Source organism: uncultured Thiodictyon sp., from assembly GCA_903837595.1.
Classification (GTDB): domain Bacteria; phylum Pseudomonadota; class Gammaproteobacteria; order Chromatiales; family Chromatiaceae; genus Thiodictyon.
This window is the reverse complement of the sequence record CAILVI010000242.1, coordinates 1-20,575: the sequence shown is the minus strand read 5'-3', so window position 1 is coordinate 20,575 and position 20,575 is coordinate 1. Positions and strand designations below refer to the sequence as shown.

General features: G+C 64.9%; 26 protein-coding genes and 2 pseudogenes. 18 read left to right on the top strand and 10 right to left on the bottom strand.

The features are described from left to right. The 3 genes and pseudogenes from QZY44_RS13135 to QZY44_RS35775 form a co-directional block, all read right to left on the bottom strand. Positions 1-168 (bottom strand): alpha/beta hydrolase (locus QZY44_RS13135; protein WP_295446903.1); only part of this gene is annotated, 168 nt, incomplete at its 3' end. Positions 169-213: 45 nt separating this feature from the next. Then, positions 214-1,059 carry a hypothetical protein gene (locus QZY44_RS13130; RefSeq protein WP_295446899.1) on the bottom strand — a complete coding sequence of 282 codons (846 nt, stop codon included), beginning with the start codon at positions 1,057-1,059 and terminating at the stop codon, positions 214-216. Positions 1,060-1,251: 192 nt separating this feature from the next. Then, positions 1,252-1,485, bottom strand: a pseudogene (locus QZY44_RS35775) (hypothetical protein); the annotation flags it as partial. 337 nt (positions 1,486-1,822) lie between these two features. Between QZY44_RS35775 and QZY44_RS13125 the strand changes: the two are divergent. From QZY44_RS13125 to pufA (QZY44_RS13105), 5 genes and pseudogenes are all read left to right on the top strand, one after another. Next, positions 1,823-3,150, top strand: a pseudogene (locus QZY44_RS13125) (DUF3422 domain-containing protein). A gap of 196 nt (positions 3,151-3,346) precedes the next feature. Then, the gene (locus tag QZY44_RS13120) at positions 3,347-3,478 is read left to right on the top strand and encodes a light-harvesting protein (RefSeq protein WP_295446895.1); all 132 of its coding nucleotides are present in this window, start codon (positions 3,347-3,349) and stop codon (positions 3,476-3,478) included. Between the two features lie 47 nt (positions 3,479-3,525). Further along, positions 3,526-3,771 (top strand): light-harvesting antenna LH1, alpha subunit, encoded by a 246-nt coding sequence (pufA, locus tag QZY44_RS13115; protein ID WP_295446897.1) that lies wholly within the window; start codon positions 3,526-3,528, stop codon positions 3,769-3,771. 174 nt (positions 3,772-3,945) lie between these two features. Further along, complete coding sequence (locus tag QZY44_RS13110; RefSeq protein WP_295446895.1) at positions 3,946-4,077, top strand: light-harvesting protein; 132 nt, start codon at positions 3,946-3,948, stop codon at positions 4,075-4,077. Between the two features lie 24 nt (positions 4,078-4,101). Continuing rightward, the gene (gene pufA / locus QZY44_RS13105; protein WP_295446893.1) at positions 4,102-4,263 is read left to right on the top strand and encodes a light-harvesting antenna LH1, alpha subunit; all 162 of its coding nucleotides are present in this window, start codon (positions 4,102-4,104) and stop codon (positions 4,261-4,263) included. A gap of 105 nt (positions 4,264-4,368) precedes the next feature. Here pufA (QZY44_RS13105) and QZY44_RS13100 read toward each other — a convergent pair whose 3' ends face one another. Further along, positions 4,369-4,677, bottom strand: coding sequence for a hypothetical protein (locus QZY44_RS13100; RefSeq protein WP_295446891.1), 309 nt, complete (start codon positions 4,675-4,677; stop codon positions 4,369-4,371). Between the two features lie 104 nt (positions 4,678-4,781). On the opposite strand from QZY44_RS13100, the gene cooS reads away from it, so the two are divergent. The 5 genes from cooS to QZY44_RS13075 are packed head-to-tail and all read left to right on the top strand — an operon-like array spanning position 4,782 to position 9,386. Then, positions 4,782-6,812, top strand: a complete 2,031-nt coding sequence (gene cooS, locus QZY44_RS13095) for an anaerobic carbon-monoxide dehydrogenase catalytic subunit (RefSeq protein WP_295446889.1) — start codon at positions 4,782-4,784, stop codon at positions 6,810-6,812. A gap of 17 nt (positions 6,813-6,829) precedes the next feature. Further along, positions 6,830-7,213, top strand: coding sequence for an ABC transporter substrate-binding protein (locus QZY44_RS13090; protein WP_295446886.1), 384 nt, complete (start codon positions 6,830-6,832; stop codon positions 7,211-7,213). Continuing rightward, complete coding sequence (locus tag QZY44_RS13085) at positions 7,194-7,805, top strand: ABC transporter substrate-binding protein (RefSeq protein WP_295446884.1); 612 nt, start codon at positions 7,194-7,196, stop codon at positions 7,803-7,805. The genes QZY44_RS13090 and QZY44_RS13085 overlap by 20 nt, the downstream gene beginning before the upstream one ends. Before the next feature lies 1 nt (position 7,806). Further along, entirely contained in the window at positions 7,807-8,574 is a 768-nt protein-coding gene (locus QZY44_RS13080; RefSeq protein ID WP_295446882.1) for an ABC transporter permease, read from the top strand. Next, complete coding sequence (locus tag QZY44_RS13075) at positions 8,571-9,386, top strand: ABC transporter ATP-binding protein (RefSeq protein WP_295446880.1); 816 nt, start codon at positions 8,571-8,573, stop codon at positions 9,384-9,386. The genes QZY44_RS13080 and QZY44_RS13075 overlap by 4 nt, the downstream gene beginning before the upstream one ends. A gap of 500 nt (positions 9,387-9,886) precedes the next feature. On the opposite strand, the gene QZY44_RS13070 is transcribed toward QZY44_RS13075, so the two are convergent. From QZY44_RS13070 to QZY44_RS13060, 3 genes are all read right to left on the bottom strand, one after another. After that, positions 9,887-10,306, bottom strand: coding sequence for a sulfur globule family protein (locus QZY44_RS13070; RefSeq protein WP_295446878.1), 420 nt, complete (start codon positions 10,304-10,306; stop codon positions 9,887-9,889). A 584-nt stretch (positions 10,307-10,890) separates the two neighbouring features. Further along, positions 10,891-12,090: a PLP-dependent aspartate aminotransferase family protein gene (locus tag QZY44_RS13065; RefSeq protein ID WP_295446877.1), complete on the bottom strand. Its 1,200-nt coding sequence runs from the start codon at positions 12,088-12,090 to the stop codon at positions 10,891-10,893. Further along, positions 12,087-13,463 carry a cystathionine beta-synthase gene (locus QZY44_RS13060; RefSeq protein ID WP_295446875.1) on the bottom strand — a complete coding sequence of 459 codons (1,377 nt, stop codon included), beginning with the start codon at positions 13,461-13,463 and terminating at the stop codon, positions 12,087-12,089. The genes QZY44_RS13065 and QZY44_RS13060 overlap by 4 nt, the downstream gene beginning before the upstream one ends. Before the next feature lie 296 nt (positions 13,464-13,759). Here QZY44_RS13060 and QZY44_RS13055 point away from each other — a divergent pair, with 296 nt between their 5' ends. From QZY44_RS13055 to QZY44_RS13020, 8 genes are all read left to right on the top strand, one after another. Further along, a complete protein-coding gene (locus QZY44_RS13055; protein ID WP_295446901.1) occupies positions 13,760-14,002 on the top strand; it encodes a molybdopterin-binding protein in 243 nt (80 codons plus the stop codon). After that, positions 13,999-14,208: a hypothetical protein gene (locus QZY44_RS13050; RefSeq protein ID WP_295446873.1), complete on the top strand. Its 210-nt coding sequence runs from the start codon at positions 13,999-14,001 to the stop codon at positions 14,206-14,208. Before QZY44_RS13055 ends, QZY44_RS13050 begins: the two co-directional genes overlap by 4 nt. Continuing rightward, positions 14,178-14,621, top strand: a complete 444-nt coding sequence (locus tag QZY44_RS13045) for a hypothetical protein (protein ID WP_295446871.1) — start codon at positions 14,178-14,180, stop codon at positions 14,619-14,621. The genes QZY44_RS13050 and QZY44_RS13045 overlap by 31 nt, the downstream gene beginning before the upstream one ends. Continuing rightward, a complete protein-coding gene (locus QZY44_RS13040; RefSeq protein WP_295446869.1) occupies positions 14,608-15,486 on the top strand; it encodes an ABC transporter permease in 879 nt (292 codons plus the stop codon). The genes QZY44_RS13045 and QZY44_RS13040 overlap by 14 nt, the downstream gene beginning before the upstream one ends. A gap of 12 nt (positions 15,487-15,498) precedes the next feature. Further along, positions 15,499-16,317, top strand: a complete 819-nt coding sequence (locus QZY44_RS13035; RefSeq protein WP_295446867.1) for an ABC transporter ATP-binding protein — start codon at positions 15,499-15,501, stop codon at positions 16,315-16,317. After that, entirely contained in the window at positions 16,307-16,846 is a 540-nt protein-coding gene (locus QZY44_RS13030) for an OsmC family protein (RefSeq protein ID WP_295446865.1), read from the top strand. The genes QZY44_RS13035 and QZY44_RS13030 overlap by 11 nt, the downstream gene beginning before the upstream one ends. Before the next feature lie 6 nt (positions 16,847-16,852). After that, positions 16,853-17,989 (top strand): PLP-dependent aspartate aminotransferase family protein, encoded by a 1,137-nt coding sequence (locus QZY44_RS13025; protein WP_295446863.1) that lies wholly within the window; start codon positions 16,853-16,855, stop codon positions 17,987-17,989. A gap of 298 nt (positions 17,990-18,287) precedes the next feature. Beyond that, on the top strand, positions 18,288-18,521 hold the full coding sequence (locus QZY44_RS13020; RefSeq protein ID WP_295446861.1) for a hypothetical protein: 234 nt from the start codon (positions 18,288-18,290) through the stop codon (positions 18,519-18,521). Positions 18,522-18,575: 54 nt separating this feature from the next. Here the strand turns inward: QZY44_RS13020 and QZY44_RS13015 are convergent, their stop codons facing one another. The 3 genes from QZY44_RS13015 to QZY44_RS13005 all read right to left on the bottom strand — a co-directional run bounded on the left by QZY44_RS13015 (position 18,576) and on the right by QZY44_RS13005 (position 20,315). Next, complete coding sequence (locus QZY44_RS13015) at positions 18,576-18,836, bottom strand: hypothetical protein (RefSeq protein ID WP_295446859.1); 261 nt, start codon at positions 18,834-18,836, stop codon at positions 18,576-18,578. Continuing rightward, positions 18,833-19,111, bottom strand: coding sequence for a prevent-host-death protein (locus QZY44_RS13010; RefSeq protein ID WP_295446857.1), 279 nt, complete (start codon positions 19,109-19,111; stop codon positions 18,833-18,835). Before QZY44_RS13010 ends, QZY44_RS13015 begins: the two co-directional genes overlap by 4 nt. Before the next feature lie 196 nt (positions 19,112-19,307). Continuing rightward, the gene (locus QZY44_RS13005) at positions 19,308-20,315 is read right to left on the bottom strand and encodes a GTP-binding protein (RefSeq protein ID WP_295446855.1); all 1,008 of its coding nucleotides are present in this window, start codon (positions 20,313-20,315) and stop codon (positions 19,308-19,310) included. Positions 20,316-20,575 lie beyond the last annotated feature (260 nt).

Below are 20,575 nucleotides of genomic sequence, written 5' to 3'. Positions count from 1 at the left end.
GCGCAGGATCTGGCGACGGACCGCCGCGACCCAGGCCCCCAGCACCGGGGCCTCCCAGTCGATCCCCACCACCCGGCGGGCGCCGCGCACCTGAGACTCCATCCAGGTCTGCCAATGGCCGGGGCCGCTACCGTGAAATCCCGGGACGATCAGCGTGGTCTCGTGCATGGTGGCCTCCAGCAGGGTCGCATCGAGCGGCGGTTTGACCGCCGCTCAGCCGGCCACGTCCGACGGGGTCAATGCATGCCGCAGCGGCGCCCGGCCCAGGACCGGCGGCGGCAGGTCAGCCTCGATCAACTCGACGCCCAGGGTGCGGGCGCGCGCCAATGCCTGCGGCGTGTCGACCCCATCGAGCCACAATCCGAGTCGGCCGACGGCGGCCTGACGCCCCCAACCAGCCAGCGTCCCACTGCGATGCAACGTATCGAGGTCTCGGGGGTGAGGGACCACCCAGCGAACGCCGAGCGTGCCCAACAGGCCCCAGTCCGTCGTGCCGATGTCGGGCCGCGCCGCCAGCAGGCGGTAACCGTAGCCCGCAAAGCTCCTGGCGGCCTCCTGGACATGGGGATCGGTGTGCAGCGCCCGTCCGTCAAGCCGCAGGACCACTTGGTCGGTGCGCAGACCGAAGCGGTGCAACAGGGTCTCGAAGACCTCGCCGTGGTGCTCCGGCAAGGCGGCCACATGGCGCAGATGCACATCCAGCACCAGCAACTCCCGCCCGTCATGGCCCTGGTGCAGATGGTTCAGTGCATGGAAGGTGCGCAGGAAACGGTCCAGAAACACCACATCCGCGGCGTCCCAGGCATGGACATAGAGCGACTCGGGCGGGACGCAATGGCCGTGCGCGGTCCGGACCAAGAGCTTGGCGCGCTGGCCGAACACCTGGCCGGTCGCGGCATACACCACCGGTACCAGATAGGGTGTGAGTACAAAGTCGGCGATCTGCGCGGTCAGGATGCCGTGATCGAGCCGATAGCTGGCCCCCTGGCGCAGGTGGGCCTGCGGATGCAACTCAGGCAACCGGACATTGTAATAATCGACGACGCTGGTCAGTGGCATGGCGGTGTTCTTCCAGGGGTGGAGTTGCAGATCGGCCAACGAATGGGTAAGCGACGGTTGACAGTCGACAACGGCAGCATTGGGTGAGACACATGCTGAATTCTCTCCGGGAAGTGGAATTGGCCCATACCGGTACTGCGCTGCGGCGCAGGCGCTACATCGGCCCTCGACAGGCGCCCGCCGAGGGCGCCATCAGATCATGGGAAGGATAAGGCGCGGGCGTCGCAGCAGGCAACCAAGCAATTGCGCTTTGCTTATTCTTGATCGTGACCCCGGCCAGCCCCTAGGCGATATTCGGCGCGACCGGCAGCCGCTCCTGAGGTTGTAGAAACGCGTCCTCGCGGCGACGGGCTGCCGCGAGGACAGTGGCCCGGTCAGCGTCCAGGCGCTATCGTGGCCGCACACCGGGCAGACAAAGCCCGCGGGCCACGGGAGGCAGTCCCCGTCGGTTCAGAACCGCACCTGAGAGTCGCCCACAGCGCGAGGGTAATCGATGCCAGTATAGGGGTTATGCGCCGACCCGGTTTACTCCGGTTAAGTGGAGAGCCCAGTTGTCCCTAATCGGAAATATTGAGCTGAAATCGTTATGTGACTTTCAGACTGCAATTTGACAGGCTAGACCAAGACGTAAGCTTCACTCATCGCGTGAGCCGCCGCCATTTTTGATGCGCGCCGGGACACGTGCGCCGTAGACCGGAATGGTGATCGACACGATCCGCTCCATGGCGATTGCCCGCCGGCCCGCTCGCCCTCGCGCAGCCCAATGCGGAGTATTGAAATCATGTCCATCCTCTTCCGCGAGCATCCGCTCAGCCACGCCGTCACAGGCGAACTGCACTCCCTCAATTTCGAGCCGTTGCGCGCGCCGGAGCGCGTCTCCTATCTCGCCGTGGTGTGTGGCGACCAGGGGATTGAACTCAACGTTACGCATTTCAAGCGGCTGCTGGAGCACCATGGACAGTCGGTCCCAGAGGCGGTCAAGCAGCAGTACCCGGTCGACCTGGGGCCCATGCGCGTGGGCTGGGAGCGACACAACGAGTTCGTCACCTACACCTTCAGTAAACAGGGTGCCTTCGCACACCCCTTCGCCGAACCAGTGCTCCATGGACTCCCCGCGCAATGGCTATGCGAACTGCCTGGCGAGGTGATCGCAGCGGTCTCGCTAGCCATTGATTCGTGTGAAACACCGGAGCGCGACAACGACGCATTGAGCGCGCTGTTCGACGGCAATCCGGTCATCGGCTCCAGGGTCGTGGCTGGGTTGGCGGGCGCCTGGTCGGACTTCAAGATCCAACCCGACGGATGCGTGCGCATCCTGGTGCACGACTGCAGCCTGTCCGAGCACCAGGCCGGGCGACTGGTCAAACCCATCCTGGACATCAACTGCTACCGGGCGCTCGCCTTGATCGGGTTTCCGCTGGCGTGGAAGGTGCCCCCCGGCTCGGCGATGCCGATCGGCGACTGGCGATGCTGGCATCGCGCATGTCCAGCCAGGGTGCTGCGGCTGGCCCCAGCTTTGAAAGCGACCTGCTGGCCGAGCTGACCGATCTTGCTGCCGAGATCGAGGATGTCTCGGCGCGCACGACCTATCGCTTCGACGCCTCGCGGGCCTATTACGGGATGGTCCGGCAGCGGCTGGTGCAACTGCGTCCACAACGCATCGAAGGTTTGCAGACGATTGCCGACTTTCTCGAGGCCCGCCTGGCACCCGCGATCGCGACCTGCGAGGCGATCCAACAGCGCCAGACAGATTTGGCCGAGCGCGCGACCAGGCTGACCAACCTCCTGCGTGCGCGCGTGGATGTGTCCCTGCAGGAGCAGAATCGTCAGTTGCTGGAGTCAATGGATCACCGTGCACACCTCCAACTGCGCCTCCAGGAAACGGTCGAAGGTCTATCCGTCATCGCGATCGGCTATTACGGCGTCGGGCTCATCGGTTACGTACTCAAGGGCCTGGAGCATGGCGGCACCCCCATTGATGCGACGCTCGGCATGGGCATCGCGGTACCCGCCATCGTCGGTTTTGCCTGGCTGGGGCTGCGATGGGTCAAGAAGGGGTTTGCTCGCGAACGGGAAAAATCGCCACATTGACGATTTGCAATGCACCTTTTGTTTTTTTGAAATTGGACCCTGCGGGGCTAGTATGCAAATCACGGTCAGCAACGCACCGGGCACCAAAAAGTCCATCGCGATGCGGACCGTTGAACCTGCGGCAGTCCGTGCCGCGACCGTCCCGCTCCCGAATGTTTGGCAGCGGTTTCCAACTGCCCTGTAGAAGAGGTCTATCATGTCAGCACCCGCATTCACGCCCGATCAGGCAAAAGAGTTCCACGAGCAATTCAAGGTGACCTACTCCGCTTTCGTCGGCCTGGCCGCCGTTGCGCACCTGCTGGTGTTCGCCTCCAAGCCCTGGTTCTGAAGCCCGCCGGCCTCACACCGCCACTCTTAACTCAAAGGCAAATCAAAATGGCTACTACTCCTTTCCATCGCTCCCCCTTCGAATACAAGCCGGGCGAGCAAGACCACCTGTTCTGGCTGGTCGTCAATCCGTCGACCTGGCTGATCCCGATCTTCTTCGCCGTGCTGATCGTGGCGCTGGCAGTGCATAGCTATGCCATCAACCTGCCCGGCCGCGGTTGGGCCAAGCCAGTTGCGGCCCCGGCCGCCGCCACGGCGCCGGTTGCTGCCCCGATCCCGGCTCCGGCTGGCTGATTGCACAGTCGTCGCGACAGTCGTCTGCCATCTGACTGATATCTAATGGCAGCGCGGCGGTATCAAGACTCCCAGCAGGAGGCTGAACCGATGGCGGAAACCCGACCAGTCGAACCGCGGCAGCTACCACCCAAGGTGGTCACACCGCAACAACCCGCAACAAAGGTGAATAAAGTGTCAGCACCCGCATTTACGCCCGATCAAGCAAAAGAGTTCCATGAACAGTTCAAGGTGACCTACTCCGCATTCGTCGGCCTGGCCGCCGTTGCGCACCTGCTGGTCTTCGCCAGCAAGCCCTGGTTCTGATCTCAGTACCCCGAGGTAACACCAATGGCCAACAACATCGCAAAGCCGAAGAATCCAGACGACGATTGGAAGTTCTGGCTGGTGGTCGATCCATCCACCTGGCTGGTTCCGATTCTGCTCGCCGTGCTGCTGATCGCGCTGCTCGTGCATCACTATGCGCTCCATCTGCCCGGTCATGGCTGGTAATCGGTCATCGCCGCTCAGTATCCGGGGCACCCCGCTGCCGATGACGGAAGTCTCGGGGCGGGGCGCCCCGGCCCTTGTGGCTGGGGTTCTTTGAGATGGACAGGATTAACCGAGCGAAGGAGCGGTCGACTGGGACGGGTTCGGCAACCAGTTGGCCCAGGATGCCAACGGGCAGTTGAGCAACACGCAGGCGGCGTGCTGATCGACGACAGCGGTTTTGCTAAGAAGGGTGAGCGTTCGGCCGGGGTCGCCCGGCAGTGCAATGGCCGGCTGGGGAAGGAATGCACGGGAGTCTGGGCCGGAGGTTTTACCCAGGGTCGGTGTCTGAATCATGCGCGGCGTCGCGAGCTGTAACCCTACCGCCTGCCGGGCCTGATAGTCCAGGCGCAGCGAAGCAGCGCAGAGAAAGTGCATTGGCTACTGAGGCTTCTTCCTTAGAATCGCCCCAAAGCCGGTTTGGGTGAGTGCCCGGACACGCACATTCTCAAGACTCGCCTCCCCGCCAGAGAACTCAGACCATGTCCAAATCCCCCACGCGTTTTCCCACCAAGGCCGATGTCCTGGCGCGCACGCCCGATCCCGGTGTGCGGGAGATGCTCAAGCATCTGGAGCGCATCGGGGTCGAGACGCCCTTCGACCGCTTCGACCAGCAGAAACCCCATTGCGTTTTCGGCCTGGAGGGGACCTGCTGCAAGGTCTGCCACATGGGTCCGTGCCGGGTGACGCCGAAGAAGCCCCGCGGCGTGTGCGGGGCCGATGCCAACCTGATCGTGGCGCGCAACATCCTGCGCTGGACCGCGGCGGGCGTGGCGTCCCACGGTGCGCGGGGGCGGGAGGTGATGCTGGCGCTCAAGGGCGCGGCGGAGGGTACGCTCGACCTGCCGATCCTGGGGCCAGAGAAGGTCCGCGCCACGGCTAAGGTCTTCGGGATCGATGACCCCGGCAAGACCGTCGAGGCGTTGGCGGGTGAGATCGCCATGATCCTGCTCGATGACCTGTGCCGCACCCTGCCGGGTCCACACCGTACCCTGGAAGCGATGGCCCCGCCGGAGCGGCTCGCGGTCTGGAAGGCGCTGGACATCCTGCCGATCGGGGCCTACCACGAGGTCTTCGAGTCCCTGCACCGCACCGGCACCGGTACCGACGGCGACTGGGAGAACGTCACCCAACAGTTGCTGCGCACCGGGCTCGCCTTCGCCTGGAGCAGCGTGATGGGCTCCGCCATCGCCATGGATTGTCTCTACGGCCTGCCCAAGCGTGGGCGTATCTCCACCAACCTGGGCGCCATTACGCAGGACACGGTGAACATTGCCGTGCACGGTCACTCGCCGGTGCTGGTGGCGGCCATCGTCAAGGCCGCGCGGCACGCGGACCTGATCGCGGAGGCCCAGGCGGCGGGGGCGCAGGCGATCCGGCTCTACGGCATCTGCTGTTCCGGTCACTCGGCCTTGGCGAAGTTCGGCGACATCACCCCCTTGTCCAATGCCATGGGTGCCGAGTTGGTGCTGGGCACCGGGGCACTGGACCTGTGGGTGGCCGACGTGCAGGACGTCTTCCCCGGCATTATGGACGTGGCCGCCTGTTTCCACACCCGCGTGGTCACCACCAGCGATTCGGCGCGGCTGCCCGGTGCCGAGCACATCGCCTTCGACCATCACCACTCCAACCTGGACCAGGCGGATGCACTGGCCGAACGGATCGTGCGCCGCGGACTCCAAGCCTTCGGCGAGCGGCAAGGCGGCAAGGTGTTTATTCCCAAGGCGCGCATGGATGCGGAGATCGGTTTTTCGGTGGAGAACATCCTGGAGACCTTCGGCGGGGCGCCGACCCTGCTCGACCACCTGAGGTCCGGACGCATCCGGGGCGTGGTGAACCTGGTGGGCTGCAACAACCCCAAGGTGGTCTACGAGGAGTCGGTGGTGCGGGTGGCGGAGGAACTGATCGCACACGACGTGCTGACACTCACCAATGGCTGCGCCGCCTTTGCGCTGCTCAAGATGGGCTTCTGTCTGCCGGAGGGGTTGGCGGGTGCCGGTCCTGGGCTCAACGCAATTCTGGGGCCACTCACGCTGCCGCCGGTCTGGCACATGGGTGAGTGTCTGGACAACGCCCGCGCCTCGGCCTTCTTCCGCGCCGTCTCCAACGCGTCCGGTGAACCACTGCGGGCCTTGCCGCTGGCCTTCGCAAGCCCCGAGTGGTCGAACGAGAAGGGCGTGGGGGCCGCGCTCAGCTTCCGCCTGCTGGGGCTCAACTCCTACCACTGTATCGGCCTGCCGGTCAGCGGGTCAGCGGCAGTGTCCAACTTCTTCTTCGAGGGGACCCGGGAGACCTTGGGCTCCGTGGTGGTGGTCGAGGACGACCCGATGGTGCTAGCTGGGCGGATCATCACTGACCTGGACGCCCGCCGGGCCGCCCTGGGCTGGGCCGCCGCCGCGGCGCCCAACCCGCAGCGCCTCTCCGAACTGACCGCCGCGCCGCGTCCCCACGACCATCCGCATGACCATGACCATAACCATGGCGACGGCCATCACCACCATCATTCAGCCTAAGTCGAGAGGACTCCACCATGAAGCGTCGTGATTTTATCAAGCAGTCCGGCCTGGTCCTGGCCGCTGCGCCACTGCTCGCTGCCGGGCCCTTCGGCAACGTACTGGCCGGCGGCAACAAGGTCACCTTGAAGATCGGCTATCTGCCCCTCACCGACCACCTGTTGATGATCGCCGCCGAGCGGGAGTCGTTCAAGACGGTGGCCATCGAGCCGGTCAAGTTCTCCTCGTGGCCGGAGATCGCCGAGGCACTCAAGGCCGGGGCCATTGACGGGGGCTTCTTGCTCACGCCTATCGGGCTGACCCTGCGCAAGAAAGGAGTGCCGATTCAGGCCGTCCTGCTCGGCCATCGCAATGGCAGCGCCCTGACCGTCAAGAACCTTGATGCCATCGCGCGCATCTGAGGACCTGAAGGGTAAGACCATCGCCGTGCCGAGCCCCTTCTCCACCCACAACATCCTGCTGCGCAAGGTCCTGACCGAGCACCGGGTCGACCCAACCACTGATCTCAAGATCATCGACATGGCCCCGCCGGAGATGGTCAACGCGCTCGCCACCGGCCGCATTGATGGCTATATCGTGGCCGAGCCCTTCGGCGCCCAGGCCGAGGCCCAGAAGGTGGGCAAGGTGCTGACGCTCTCCAAGGACATCTGGCCGGACCACATCTGCTGCGTACTGAACCTGCGCGAGAAGGTGATCGCCGACGCTCCGGAGGCGGTGCAGGAGCTGGTCTCGGGGATGCTGCGCACCGCCGCCTTCATCGACGCCAAGCCGGCCGAGGCGGCCGCGGGGTCCAAGCGGTTGATCGGCCAGAAGCCCGCCATCGTGGAGACGGTGCTGACGACACCAAGAGGACGTCTGACCTTCCAGGATCTGAGTCCGCGGGAGGCCGACTTCGCCGCCACTCAGGACTACATGGTCCAGTTCGGTATCGCCAAGGACAAGGCGGACCTGCCCGCCTACCTGAACAACCGCTTCGTCCAGGGCGCTGCCTGAGATGTTGGTCACCTGGATGCGCTTGGGTGCCATGGCCCTGCCGAGCGCCACCCTGACGGTCTTCGTCGGGGTCTGGTACCTGGCCGCCGGGTACTATCCGCCGGAACAGTTCCCCGGACCACAGGCGGTAGCCCTGGCACTGGTCGAGCTCACGCAGGACGGCACCCTGTGGGCCAACACCTGGATCAGCCTGGCCCGCTTCGCCGGCGGCTATCTGCTGGCGGTCGCGGTGGCCATGCCGCTCGGGCTCCTGCTTGGTCGCCTGCCCCTGATTGCGCGTGCACTCGACCCGCTGATCCAGGTGTTGCGGCCCATCTCGCCCATCGCCTGGTTCCCGCTGGCGGTGCTCTGGTTCGGGATCGGCAATGCACCGGCCATCTATATCATCTTCCTGGCGGCCTTCTTTCCGGTGCTGCTGACCACCATCAGCGCCGTGCGCTCAATCCCCGCCATTTATCTCAAGGTGGCGACCAACTTCGGCGCCCGACCGGCGATGATCTTCCTGCGGATCATCGTCCCCGCGGCCTTTCCCGGCATCATGGTCGGGTTGCATATCGCGGTGGGGACTGCTTGGATCCATCTGGTGGCCGGGGAGATGCTCGGCGCCCAGTCGGGGCTCGGCTATATGATTGTGGATGCCCGCAACTTTCTGCGCACGGACGTGATCATTGCCGGCATGTTGGTGGTCGGTCTGCTGGGGCTTGCCATCTATCAGGGGATGCGTGCATTGGAGCGGCTGATCGGGCGCCGCTGGGGGCTCGCTCAATGACGGCGGAACCGAAGATTCTCATCACGGGATTGGAAAAGCGCTACGCGTCTTCCCGCAATGGCGAGCAGGTCGCCGTAACCGGGGTGGACCTGACCATCGGTGCCGGTGAGTTCGTCTGCCTGGTCGGCCCCAGCGGGTGCGGCAAGACCACGCTCATCCAACTCATGGCCGGGTTCGAGCAGCCGAGCCGCGGGCGGCCCACCATCGACGGCCGAGCCGTCACCCAACCGGACCCGGACCACATCATGATCTTCCAGGACTACGGGCTCTTTCCCTGGAAGACGGTGCTCGACAATGTACTGTTCGGGCTTGAAGCGCGCGGCGTGGCGCCCGGGCACGCCAGGACGCGCGCACTGGAGACTCTGGAATTGGTCGGGCTGCGCGCCGCTGCCGCCAAACACCCCCATGAGCTCTCCGGCGGTATGAAGCAGCGGGTCGCCATCGCCCGCGCCTTGGCGGTGAAACCCAGCGTGCTCTTCATGGATGAGCCCTTCGCCGCATTGGATACCTTCACGCGGCTGCGGCTGCAGGACGAACTGCTCGGCCTCTGGCAGGCGCAACGCTCCACCGTCGTCTTCGTCACCCATGACCTGGACGAAGCGATTGCGCTCGGTCAGCGGGTGGTGCTGATGGCCGCCGGGCCGGGGCATATCCAGCGTATCATCCCCATCGACCTGCCCTATCCGCGGGAGCGCACCAGCGATGAGTTCGCACGCTATCGGCGGGAACTGTTTGCGGAGTTTCACTTGGTGCATCAGTGGGCCGCGAACCCAGGCGGGGATGTCGAGGGGCGGGGTGGGGCGGGAATTTGAGGGTACGAGCCGCCGTAACGGTTCTTTCTGGGAGCCGAGAACTGATGGTTTTGACGCGGGAGATTGACTGCTCCTGCATGATTGCAGTGGGTATCCCGCATGTCTCATCTATTGCAAAATTCTTGTGTCGCCGTTAGTCCTGCTTTGCCAGATTGATTTCGCTACCCATTCACGATGGAGGGATGCAGAATAAACCATTGCGTAACACTCCCCCCAGGAAGATTTTGGTGTTTTTCATTCGTGAGCTGCTCAACGCAGCTACCAACGCAGCTACGGAGTGCTTGGGCCACCTAAAAGTGGCGAATCAGCTCCTGAGGTGGCGTTGCTCGAGCCGCGTGTCAGCAATTGCCGGATCTAGGGTAATAGTCGTCGCGACCGGGGGCCGCTCCTACGCGGACACCGTGTTGGGGGACAGTTGGGCACGCATAAATGGGCCAGGGGCGATGCCTGGCCTTGGTTAGGCGCGCCATCCAGGCGCGCTGCTGGCCGTCCGCGCGGACTTACTTGACGTCGGTCTTGGCTGGGGCCACGGGGGCGGCCGGCGGGGCCATCGGCCCCGGATAAGGAGTGGCATACGGGGCGCCGTAGCCGTAAGGGGCATAACCGCCGCCATAGGGGGCGCCGTACGGGCCATAGCCGCCATAGCCGCCATAGTAGGGGGCGCCGTAGCCGTAGCCATTACCATAGCCGCGGCCGTACCCATACCCATCGCCACGCCCGCGACCGCGACCGCCCATGCTCATACTGAAGTCGCCGTCACCGAACATGTCGCCGAAGCCGTCACCCCAGCCGTTGTTGCCCCAACCGTTCCCGTAACCGGGGCCACCCCAAGGACCGCCACCCCAAGGGCTCCACGCGGAGGCGGATGCGGAAACGCCCAGCAGGGCGGCGATGGCGACAGCAGCAGCAAGCTTTTTCATTATTTATACCAGTAGATTAAGTTATTGATGGCTGTGTCTGCGTTAGGTATTGGGCTGAGGCCGTCATGCAGCTAGTTCTTGTCGCAACGGACAATGCTGGAGATTCGGTTTTGCAATCTTTCTCATCGCTTTACCTGGGTCACCGAGCTACCAACACCTAACGCAGACACAGCTTTACTGATAACCATCGGGGCACGCAACGCACCACCCATCGAAATTAGCATATAAGCTCTCTCTAAAATATGCAAGAACGATTTTCGCACTGACCGGCCGCACGCCGGTCAAGACCACGCGGTGACTCGCTAGGACCGCGAAGTGCAGGTCCTGCTACCATATATGAGCCAGCATGAGCCGAAGAAATGGACAGAATTCACAGAATGTGGCGAAAACGGACGGTTGAACCGCTGGGTGATGGGTTGCCGGTCGCCCGGGTTGCCCCGGTGCCCCCTACGAGCGTCGAAGTACTCCGCGATCAGGTCGTGCAACAGGCACCCTGTCGCCGCCGTTCTCCCACCGACACCTGCGGCAACGCTTTCACAGTCTCCATAGCGGTGTCACGCCCGCGGGGTCAGGTGATGAGTCCGTCACGCACTCACGGCGCCGAGTGCGTGGCTCAGATCGGCCTTGAGGTCGGCGATATCCTCGATGCCGACTGACAGACGCACCAGCGAATCGCCGATACCCAGACGCGCGCGCTGCGCCGCGGGAATGCTCGCGTGGGTCATCACTGCCGGGTGTTCGATGAGGCTTTCCACCCCGCCCAGGCTTTCGGCCAAGGCGAACAACGAACAGGCCTCCAGGAAACGCTTGGTTCCGGCCAGATCGGTGGCGAGGACCACCGAAATCATGCCGCCATAGGCGTGCATCTGCCGCTGGGCCAGTGCGTGTTGGGGATGCGAGGGCAGGCCGGGATAGCGCACCGCAGCAACACCCGGCTGCGCCTCCAACCAGGACGCAAGCCCTTGTGCATTCTCGCAATGGCGCTGCATCCGTACCGCGAGTGTCTTGAGCCCTCGCAGTGCCAGAAAGCTGTCGAATGGACTGGCGATGGCGCCGACCGCATTCTGCAGAAAGGCGAGCCGTTCGCCCCACTGCGCCTGCCGCGGCTCACCACCGACGATCGCCACGCCGCCGATGACATCGGAGTGGCCGTTCAGATATTTGGTGGTGGAATGCACCACGATGTCGAAACCCAGCTCCAGCGGCCGTTGAATCCAGGGACTGGCAAAGGTGTTGTCGGCGACGGCGATCAGGTCATGACGACGGCAGATCGCCGCGACGGCCGCGAGATCGACCAGGCGTAGCAGCGGATTGGTCGGCGACTCGACCAGCACCAGGCGGGTCTCAGGGCGGATGGCGGCCGTCAGCGCGGCCGGATCGGTCAGATCGACGAAACTCAAGCTCAGCCCGGCGCTGCGCCGGCGCACGCCCTCCAGCAGCCGATAGGTGCCGCCATAGAGGTCGTCGCCGGCGATCACGTGGGCACCGCTATCCAGCAGCTCCAGCACGGTCGCAATGGCGGCGAGCCCAGAGGCGAAGGCGAAGGCGCGGCTGCCATTCTCAAGGTCCGCGATGCAACGCTCAAAGGCAAAGCGGGTCGGGTTATGCGAGCGGCCATAGTCCAGACCCTGGTGCACACCAGGGCTCGTCTGGGCATAGGTCGAGTTGGCAAAGATGGGCTGCATGAGTGCACCGGTCGAGGGGTCCGGGTGCTGTCCCGCATGGATGGCCCGGGTCGCGATGCCCGGTTTCACGCCCGTGGATTGCGAATCATGCGCGCTCATGCCAATCCCCGACGCAGGTGGTTGAGCAGATCGACGCGGGTGATGAGGCCATAGAACCGCGTCTCGTCGGCAACGATCGCGACCAGCCCTTGGTCGAGCACCCCCTGGAGCGCTGCCAGACCGGCATCCGGGGCCAGGGTCTCAAGGGCCTGGGTCATCGCGTCGGCCGCGCTGGCGTCAAAATGGGCAGCGTCGGCCTGGACGCGCAGCAGCACGTCGGACTCGTCGATCAGCCCGACGATGCGCCCGTCCTCGATGACCGGCAGCTGGGAGACGTCGGCATACCGCATCCGCGCAAAGGCGGTTTTGAGCGTGTCGGTGGGCGCGACCTTGATCACCGAGCCCTCATCGAAGCGGCGGGCGACGATGTCGCGCAGGTCGCCGAACTGGGTGCGCGCGAGCAGACCCTGGTCAATCATCCAGTTGTCGTTGTAGACCTTGGACAGATAGCGCGTACCCGTATCAACGACGAAGGACAGGACCCGCTTGGGTTGCGTCTGTGCCCGGCAGTAGCGCAACGCGGCGGCCACCAGGGTGCCGGTGGAGGAGCCGCCGAGCAGGCCCTCGGCGCGCAACAGTTCGCGCGCGGTGGCGAAGCTCTCGGCGTCAGTGATCGAATAGGCGTGGCGCACCCCCGACAGATCCGCGATGGCGGGCACGAAATCCTCGCCGATCCCCTCGACCGCCCAGGACCCCGCCTGACCGAGGGTACCGTCCGTGATGTACTGCGTGAGGATCGAGCCGGCCGGGTCCGCCAACACGAACTCGAGCGCCGGGTTCACCTCGCGGAAGAACTGCGTAAGGCCGGTCAGGGTCCCGCCCGAGCCAACCCCGCAGACGATGGCGTCCAGGGCGTGTTCACACTGGGCCCAGACCTCCGGCCCCGTGGATTGCCGATGGGCCGCGGGGTTGTGCGGATTGTTGAACTGGTCGGCAAAGAAGGCGCCGGGCGTCTCCCGCGTCAGGCGCGCGGCATAATCCTGATAGTAATCAGGATGACCCTTGCCGACATCCGAGCGGGTGATGTGTACCTCGGCCCCCAGGGCCTTGAGGTGCAGGATCTTTTCAGTCGACATCTTATCGGGCACCACGAGCACGATGCGGTACCCCTTGGCGCGTGCCACGAGCGCGAGCCCGAGACCGGTATTGCCCGCGGTGGCCTCCACGATGGTGCCGCCGGGCACCAGTTGCCCGCTGCGCTCGGCGGCCTCGATCATCCACAAGCCTACCCGATCTTTGATCGACCCACCGGGATTCTGCGACTCCAGCTTCAGAAACAGCCGGCACGGCCCCGTGTCCAGGCGCGTGATCTCAATCAGCGGCGTATTGCCGATCAGATCGAGTACAGCAGGGCGGTTGGCGGTCAGTGACATGGGTGCGCTCGCTAGGTTGAATGGCCACAGGCGACGATAGAAATCGGCCGCCCCGGGGTCAACTCAGAATTTATGCAAAGCATCCCACGCAGCACGTGGGGCACGGTCACACCAGACTTAGCTTATCAGAAATGATCAGTTCGCCCCCCTACGCGCCCTGAGGCAAGCTGATCACTGTACCTTCTCGTGACACCGCTCCAGCGGTGTCACGACTGTGTCAGGCGCTCTGCGCCACGAGGCCCGCGACGCCAACAATGGCCAGCCCCTCGGATAACCCCCAACTCAATAGGTATCCCATGGCCATCGTTTCAGTCAATGCCCGTAATCAATTCAAGGGCCGGATTCGGGAAATCGTCGAAGGCCCGGTCATCTCCGAGATCGATGTGCAGGCTGACGGCGTCATCATTACCGCCACGATCACCACACGCTCGGTCAAGCAACTCAAACTGGCGGTCGGCAGCGAGGTGCTGGCACTGATCAAGTCCAGCGATGTAATGATCGCCACACTGCGCCATCCCACTGCCGGTGAACCATCATGAGCCCCATATCCAAACGCATCCGTAACTCACTCGCCGGTCTGCTGCTGGCGACGGGACTCGCATCCGCGGCCGACCGGCCTCAAGAGATCAGGGTCGACTACGCCTATTACTCACCGCCGAGCCTGATACTCAAGCACTTTGCGCGGATGGCCGCGCCGCGTTGGAGCAGGGACGGGTGGACGCCTGGGCCGGACTCGACCCCCTGATGGCGGGCAGCGAGATCGAGGCGGGCTCGCGGCTGCTCTACCGCAACGTCGCCTTCAATACCTATGGTTTCCTCAATACCACCGAGGCCTTTGCCAAAGCGCATCCCGACTATGTCAAGCGGGTCATCGCGGCCTATGAGCGGGCGCGCCGATGGATCCTTGCCAATCCGGCGGAGACGGCCAAACTCGTCGCCGAAGAGACCAAGTTCCCGCTGCCGGTGGTGCAATTGCAGTTGTCGCGCAACGATTTCAGCAATCCCCTCCCCGGCAGTGAGCATATCGCCGCACTCAAGGCCGCGGCCCCCATCCTGACCGCGGAGGAGTTAGTGCGGCCAGGCACCGATGTGAATGCAGTGATCGACACACTGGTCGCCCCGTCATTCGCCGCGGGCGTGGTGAATGGGACACGCTGAAGAGCAAACCATCGAGCGCTTCCCCGCGGAGACGACCCGCGTGTCGCGCGGGGGCTGGACCTGGGGTCCGCACCCGGGCCTCGCGCGGTGGTTGGCCCGGTGGGGAGGGCGGCGGCGCGCCTTCGTCGTACCGCTGGGCTTGCTCCTGGTCTGGGAGGGGGTGGTCGCCGCCGGCTGGGTCAGTGCCTACCTGTTGCCGCCACCCTCCGAGATCGGGCGCACGCTGCTCGAACTGGCCGCCAGCGGGCGCCTGTTCGAGCATGTGGGCGTCAGCACGCTGCGCGTGCTGGTCGGTTTCTCAATCGGGGCCTCGTTGGCCCTCATCGTGGGTGCACTGGTGGGGCTCTCGCGGCGCGCCGAAGACTATCTCGATCCGACCTTGCAGGCGCTGCGGGCCATCCCGTCGCTGGCCTGGGTGCCGCTCCTGTTGCTGTGGTTGGGGATCGACGAGGCACCAAAGATCACCCTGATCGCCATCGGCGCCTTCTTTCCGGTCTATCTCAACTTTGTCGCCGGCATTGCCAACGTCGACCGCAAACTGGTGGAAGTCGGGGCGATCTTCGGCCTCACCGGATTTGAATTGATCCGGCGGATCTTTCTGCCGGCGGCACTGCCCAACCTATTCACCGGGTTGCGTGGCGGACTCTCCCTGGCCTGGATGTTCCTGGTGGCTGCAGAGTTGATTGCGGCCACCCGCGGGTTGGGCTACTTGCTGACTGACGGTCGCGAGTTGGGCCGGGCCGACCTGGTGATCTCGGCGATTATCGTACTCGCCCTCTTGGGCAAGCTCAGCGACGGGGTATTACAATGGCTGGAGCGACACTCCCTGGTATGGCGCGATGGTTATGACAGTCGCCGCGCTTAAGGAGACCGGGCGATGACCGACGTCTTGCTGGATCTCAGTGTCGATGAAAAATCCTTTCTGAGTCACCGCGTGATCGACGCGATACGGTTCGCAGTACCGGGCGGCGAAATCGTCAGTCTGGTGGGTCCCAGCGGTTGCGGCAAGAGCACGCTGCTGCGCATCGTCGCCGGCCTGGACACCCAGTATTGCGGCACGGTGCGGATCAAGGGTGCGCCGCCCCAGGTGCACTCCCCGGATGTCGGACTCATCTTTCAGGAGCCGCGCCTGATGCCCTGGCTCACCGTGGCCGAGAACATCGGCTTTGAACTCGGGCGCCTGGGGGACCGTCATCCGCGGGTGAAGGAACTCCTGGCGGAGGTTGGATTGGCGGGCTTTCCCGACGCCTATCCCAAACAACTGTCCGGGGGGATGGCGCAACGGACCGCGATTGCGCGCGGGCTGTTGAGCCGGCCCGCCCTGTTGCTGCTGGATGAGCCATTCAGCGCGGTGGATGCCTTTACCCGGATGCGGTTGCAGGACCTGATCCTCGCGCTCGCCGCCCGCCATGGAACCACCCTGCTGCTGGTGACCCACGATATCGCCGAGGCCGTCTATGTGAGCGACCGCGTCATCGTCATGGCCAGCGAACCGGGCCGGGTCACCGGGGAGGTCCGCATCGATCTGGCCCGCCCCCGCGAGCGGCGCCATCCGCAATTGGCCGCCTGGGGGGCGCAGGTGCTCACCCTGCTCAATGGCGGTACCATCGATTATCTGGACCTGACCGACGAATTGGCGGCACAGACCCCGCCGGGTTACCCCATCGCTACGGAGCACTTAGCCTTTGCCCTCTGACAATGAAACAGCCGCGCTGACGGCGGACGAGATCAAGGCGCTCCAGGCGCCGCTCAAGGCCCGCTATAAGCAGGACCCAGCGGCCGCCCGGCACACCCTGGTGGCCCAGGGGCGCCTGCTCGCGCAGCGTCCGGCCGTCCGGATCGAGACCGGCCAGGGCCGCGTCGTCGCCGGGCTGCACCCCGCCACGGGCGGCAGCGGCGCGGACGCCTGCTCCGGCGACATGCTGCTTGAGTCCCTGGCGGCCTGCTCCGGGGTCACCCTGAAGGCCGTGGCCACCGCGCTCGGCATCCCCATCCGCGAGGGGGTGGTGATTGCCGAAGGCGACCTGGATTTTCGCGGCACGCTGGGGATGGACCGGGAGGTGCCGGTGGGATTCAGCGCCATTCGGCTGCGTTTCATCCTGGATACCGATGCTGACGACCAACAACTGGACCTCCTGCTCAAGCTCGCGGAGCGCTACTGCGTCATCTACCAGACGCTCAAGGTCCCGCCGCAGTTGAGCCTTGAGCGCACCCGGACAGGTTGAGTGCCCATGCCGCAAGACCTTTCGCCCGAGACCCTCGCCGCCCAGGGCCTGGGCCTGACCAACCCGCCCTACGGCGACCTGATCCCTCCCCTGCACCTGTCATCCACCTTCGAGCGGGCCGGCGATGGCAGTTACCCCGGCGGCCGGGTCTACGCCCGCGACCAGAGTCCCGCCTACGATCGGGTGGAGGCCCTGCTCGCCACCCTGGAGGGCGGCAGCGCCGCCCTGCTCTATCCCTCCGGCATGGCGGCGGCCACCGCGGTCCTGCAGTCGCTGCAACCCGGCAGCCGGATCCTCGCCCCCCGCTTCATCTACTGGGCGTTGCGTCGCTGGCTGCAGGAATTTACGGACCGCTGGGGGATCGACCTGGCCTGGTACGACAACGCCGATCTGGACAGCATCGCCGCGGGGCTCAACGCGGCGCCGACCGACCTGCTGTGGATCGAGACCCCGGCCAACCCGACCTGGGAGATTACTGACATCCGCGCGGCGGCGGAGCTCGCCCGGCCCGGCCGGACCCTGGTGGTGGTGGATTCCACGGTGGCCACCCCGGTGCTGACCCGCCCGCTCGACCTGGGGGCCGATCTGGTCCTGCACTCGGCCAGCAAGTACCTGAACGGCCACTCGGACCTGATCGCGGGCGCCTTGGTAACCCGCGCGGACAGCGCGGCCTGGCAGCGCATCCGTGCCGCCCGCCCGGCCGCCGGGGCCATCCTCGGCCCCTTCGAGGCTTGGCTGCTGCTGCGCGGACTGCGCACCCTGCACCTGCGGGTGCGCCACGCCAGCGCCGGGGCGCTGCGGATCAGTGAGGTACTCGCGTTGGATCCGCGCGTGCTCGAGGTCCGCTATCCCGGCCTGCCCTCCCATCCGGGTCACGCGGTCGCCGCCCGGCAGATGAGCGGCGGCTTCGGCGGGATGCTGTCGATCCGGGTCGCGGGCGGCGAGGCGCGCGCCTGGGAGGTTGCGGCGCGGCTCAAGGTCTTCAAACGCGCCACCTCGCTCGGCGGGGTCGAGAGCCTGGTGGAGCACCGCGCCAGTATCGAGGGGCCGGATACGCCCTGCCCGCCCGATCTGCTGCGCCTGTCGATCGGGATCGAGGCCGTGGAGGACCTGCTGGGGGATTTGGATCAGGCGCTTGGGTGAGTTGGCGGACGCGGCGGACGCGGCCGACGAAGCCGCAGAAGCGCCGGGGTCGCCCTCTCGCCCTCGTGACACCGCTCCGCGGTGTCACGCATGTGTTAGGCGCTCTGCGCCGCGAGTGCGCCTGTGCAAGATCAGTCTTGACGTTCCTGTGGTTCTATTTGCCGAGAACGGCTTGAATCTCTTCCACCGACAGCGGATACCGTTTGGTGTGAGCGACTCGATGACACGTCGGACATAAGCAAACCAGATCATCCAGCCTGGTCACAGTGACCTTATTCGACAATCCAAGAGGGCTCTTATGATGGCAGTCAATAAGGAAATTGCCCTCGACCTTAAGGCGGAAGCCGCATGCTTGACAGGTGAATTTGTCCTTTTGTTTTCGCTGCGAAACGAGGGTGGCATTTCGCATTCGAAAAGCAACAGTTCGGTCCTGTTTGAACCCTTCCTCGGCTCGGGATTCGATATCCTCATCTTCAACTACCAGCTCCCGACCCCAATGGCGCCAGCATGCCTGCTGCGCATCTCGATGTGATCCAAACGGGGCGGTCACCTTGAAGCGTTTCTCAAGCGACTTCTTGATAAGGCGCTATTCCTCACCAGGCTCCTCTGTACCTTTTAAAACCACCAGTTCATTCAGCGGTGGTCTTCCGCGAGCCAAGTCGTACCCAGAGATACGCGTGATCCACCCAACGATCTCGCCCCTTTTTCCTTGGCCCCATGTCTCATCGGACATACGCAGCCAGAATTCCTTGTAGCCAATGAGGCCAAGTTTGTGGGTTCTCAAAGTCCCTTGTGCCACTTTAATCAAGATCGCTCTCGCCTTCTTTTCTTCCTCACTTAATCTCATGAGATCCCCCTTGTCGAAGAAGCTAAGTGCGCTATCAACGCATCGACGTTGTCGTAGCGGGTGACGCGACCGGCCTTCAGGTCATCAAGGGAGTTGTTCAGGCTCTCGCGGGCGGCATTCGTCTGGGCCTCGATCAGATCGGCAAAGCGCTCCTGCGTCAGCACGACGTACTGGGGGCGATTATTCATAATGACATGCACTGGTCCCTGGCGTAGCGCCTCGTCGACGGCCGAGATGCCGCGGCGCTTGATCTCTTGGGCGGGGATAGTGTTCATCGCGGGCTCCGGTACGGGATTCAATGCCGAATTGGGCACCGGCTCGCGTGGGTTGTCAACGGGGCCTTGATCACCCTTCGGCCGCCGGCACTCCCGGCGCAGCGCGCCTGACACAGGCGTGACGCCGCTGGAGCGGCGTCACGAGGGGGCGCAGCTTGTCACGAGGGTGACGGGGCGGGGGCGGCCAGAGTGCTGATCAAGTCGATCGGATAGACTGACCGGCCGTCACGATAAACCCATCCAACACCGCCCTGACCGCCGATGCCGGCAGGTGTTCGGTGATAAAGGCGAGCCGCGAGCGACGGTCGTCGTCGGGCCAGTCAGGCAGGCGGGTGGGGGGATAGACCAGGTCGCGTACGCCGTGGACGACTGTCGGGCCGGCGTCGCGGCCGGTGCCGACCAGACCCTTGACGCGCAGTAACTGCTCACCGTGCAGCAGCGCCAATCGCTCAAGTCCGTTTTGCCAGACCGACCAGGGCCGGGTAGCGGTCCATTCCAGGCAGAAGGAGCGCAGTTCGGCGTGGTGGTGAGCCGCGTGGTGAGCGTCGGGTGCCGGTGCCTCTGGCAGCCGATCCGCCTGGGTTCTCAAATCGGCGTGGGTGCCGAACAACTGCGCCGGCGCTACCGCCCCATGGGCGGCGACGATCAGGGGTGCGCCGGGGTTGAGCGCACTCAGGCGCTCCTGCAAGCGGGCGACCACGACCCTGGCCGCGATGTCGCCCTTGGTCAGGATGATGCGGTCGGCGACGGCCACCTGGCGGCGGGAGACCGGTGCCCGGGCGAGCTCACGCTCGCCCTGGATGGCGTCCACCGTGGTGATGACGCTGTCGAGTACAAAGCGTTCGGTCAGGGCCGCCGCCTCACCCAACCGCCGCAGGATCGGCAACGGATCGGCCAGACCGCTGGTCTCGATCACCACGCGCTCGAAGGCGAGGCTCGCGCGACGTTCGTACAATACCAACAGGGTGTCCACCAGGTCGCTCGCCGGGGCGCAGCACAGGCAACCACCGGGGAGCGTCACCGTATAGTCGCTGCCCTGGCCGATCAGCAGACTGTCGAGTGAAGTCTCGCCGTATTCGTTGACGATCACCGCCGTGCGGCCCATACCGGGTCGGCGCAGCAGCGCGGCGAGCAGGGTCGTCTTGCCGCTGCCCAGGCAACCGGTCAGCACGGATAGCGGTATGGGGCCGAGCGGCACGCGCATGTGAGTGGTCCTGAAGCGGGGGGCTTGTCCGGGCTGGCCTTGATCATCGATCTGGGAGGTCGACGCTCGCGGCGCACAGCGCCTGACACGGGCGTGACCCCGCCGCAGAGACTGGGCAAGAATCGGTGCGAGGCCGCGGACGTTCGCGCCTGGGAGCGCCGACATTCTGTCGGCCAACCGCCCCAGGCGGTTCGCGATTAATCGCAAAGCGTCGTTTTCGCGAGAACACAACGGCGCTTTGCGCCGTCGCCGACAGAATG

Coding starts and splice junctions, on each gene's coding strand:
- QZY44_RS13130 (WP_295446899.1), bottom strand. CDS start 1,059: ATGCCACTGACCAGCGTCGTCGATTATTACAATGTCCGGTTGCCTGAG.
- QZY44_RS13120 (WP_295446895.1), top strand. CDS start 3,347: ATGTCAGCACCCGCATTCACGCCCGATCAGGCAAAAGAGTTCCACGAG.
- pufA (WP_295446897.1), top strand. CDS start 3,526: ATGGCTACTACTCCTTTCCATCGCTCCCCCTTCGAATACAAGCCGGGC.
- pufA (WP_295446893.1), top strand. CDS start 4,102: ATGGCCAACAACATCGCAAAGCCGAAGAATCCAGACGACGATTGGAAG.
- QZY44_RS13100 (WP_295446891.1), bottom strand. CDS start 4,677: ATGCACTTTCTCTGCGCTGCTTCGCTGCGCCTGGACTATCAGGCCCGG.
- cooS (WP_295446889.1), top strand. CDS start 4,782: ATGTCCAAATCCCCCACGCGTTTTCCCACCAAGGCCGATGTCCTGGCG.
- QZY44_RS13090 (WP_295446886.1), top strand. CDS start 6,830: ATGAAGCGTCGTGATTTTATCAAGCAGTCCGGCCTGGTCCTGGCCGCT.
- QZY44_RS13085 (WP_295446884.1), top strand. CDS start 7,194: ATGCCATCGCGCGCATCTGAGGACCTGAAGGGTAAGACCATCGCCGTG.
- QZY44_RS13080 (WP_295446882.1), top strand. CDS start 7,807: ATGTTGGTCACCTGGATGCGCTTGGGTGCCATGGCCCTGCCGAGCGCC.
- QZY44_RS13075 (WP_295446880.1), top strand. CDS start 8,571: ATGACGGCGGAACCGAAGATTCTCATCACGGGATTGGAAAAGCGCTAC.
- QZY44_RS13070 (WP_295446878.1), bottom strand. CDS start 10,306: ATGAAAAAGCTTGCTGCTGCTGTCGCCATCGCCGCCCTGCTGGGCGTT.
- QZY44_RS13065 (WP_295446877.1), bottom strand. CDS start 12,090: ATGAGCGCGCATGATTCGCAATCCACGGGCGTGAAACCGGGCATCGCG.
- QZY44_RS13060 (WP_295446875.1), bottom strand. CDS start 13,463: ATGTCACTGACCGCCAACCGCCCTGCTGTACTCGATCTGATCGGCAAT.
- QZY44_RS13055 (WP_295446901.1), top strand. CDS start 13,760: ATGGCCATCGTTTCAGTCAATGCCCGTAATCAATTCAAGGGCCGGATT.
- QZY44_RS13050 (WP_295446873.1), top strand. CDS start 13,999: ATGAGCCCCATATCCAAACGCATCCGTAACTCACTCGCCGGTCTGCTG.
- QZY44_RS13040 (WP_295446869.1), top strand. CDS start 14,608: ATGGGACACGCTGAAGAGCAAACCATCGAGCGCTTCCCCGCGGAGACG.
- QZY44_RS13035 (WP_295446867.1), top strand. CDS start 15,499: ATGACCGACGTCTTGCTGGATCTCAGTGTCGATGAAAAATCCTTTCTG.
- QZY44_RS13025 (WP_295446863.1), top strand. CDS start 16,853: ATGCCGCAAGACCTTTCGCCCGAGACCCTCGCCGCCCAGGGCCTGGGC.
- QZY44_RS13020 (WP_295446861.1), top strand. CDS start 18,288: ATGATGGCAGTCAATAAGGAAATTGCCCTCGACCTTAAGGCGGAAGCC.
- QZY44_RS13015 (WP_295446859.1), bottom strand. CDS start 18,836: ATGAGATTAAGTGAGGAAGAAAAGAAGGCGAGAGCGATCTTGATTAAA.
- QZY44_RS13010 (WP_295446857.1), bottom strand. CDS start 19,111: ATGAACACTATCCCCGCCCAAGAGATCAAGCGCCGCGGCATCTCGGCC.
- QZY44_RS13005 (WP_295446855.1), bottom strand. CDS start 20,315: ATGCGCGTGCCGCTCGGCCCCATACCGCTATCCGTGCTGACCGGTTGC.